Origin of the sequence: Ruminococcus callidus ATCC 27760, from assembly GCF_000468015.1 — a bacterium.
Classification (GTDB): domain Bacteria; phylum Bacillota; class Clostridia; order Oscillospirales; family Ruminococcaceae; genus Ruminococcus_C; species Ruminococcus_C callidus.
The window spans coordinates 23697-24257 of the sequence record NZ_KI260433.1 but is presented as its reverse complement, the minus strand read 5'-3'; the positions used below and the strand labels follow the sequence as shown (position 1 = coordinate 24257).

Sequence of the window (561 nt, the reverse complement as noted above, 5' to 3'; positions counted from 1 at the left end):
AGGATCACCCCCGCCTATGCGGGGAAAAGGCTACACGACGGCGGCAGAAAGTGAAGAAAATAGGATCACCCCCGCCTATGCGGGGAAAAGATGGGAGGGTTTAAAAATGGCACAAGATTTTGAGGATCACCCCCGCCTATGCGGGGAAAAGTTTGTACAACACCTCCAATGCTATTTGTATACAGGATCACCCCCGCCTATGCGGGGAAAAGCAGCTGACCTCATCGTCTGGGATACAGCAGATAAGGATCACCCCCGCCTATGCGGGGAAAAGCGCCAGCCAGAGCACACCGGCGGGCACTTGATAGGATCACCCCCGCCTATGCGGGGAAAAGCCCTGCTCCAAGATTTTTGTAAAAGGCGTGTCCGGATCACCCCCGCCTATGCGGGGAAAAGCGGTACAACTGGACTTTGCAAGACCTCTTAAAGGGATCACCCCCGCCTATGCGGGGAAAAGAAAGTAATCCGCCAGTGCTGCTATCACGGTGGAGGATCACCCCCGCCTATGCGGGGAAAAGACCACCCGCAGACCGGTAGCCGAACCTGTCGCCGGATCACCCC

1 CRISPR repeat array is annotated in these 561 nt (G+C 56.7%).

The window, feature by feature from the left end:
* A CRISPR array of direct repeats spans positions 1 to 518; the repeat unit is 29 nt; unit sequence AGGATCACCCCCGCCTATGCGGGGAAAAG.
* Between the last annotated feature and the right edge of the window lie 43 nt (positions 519 to 561).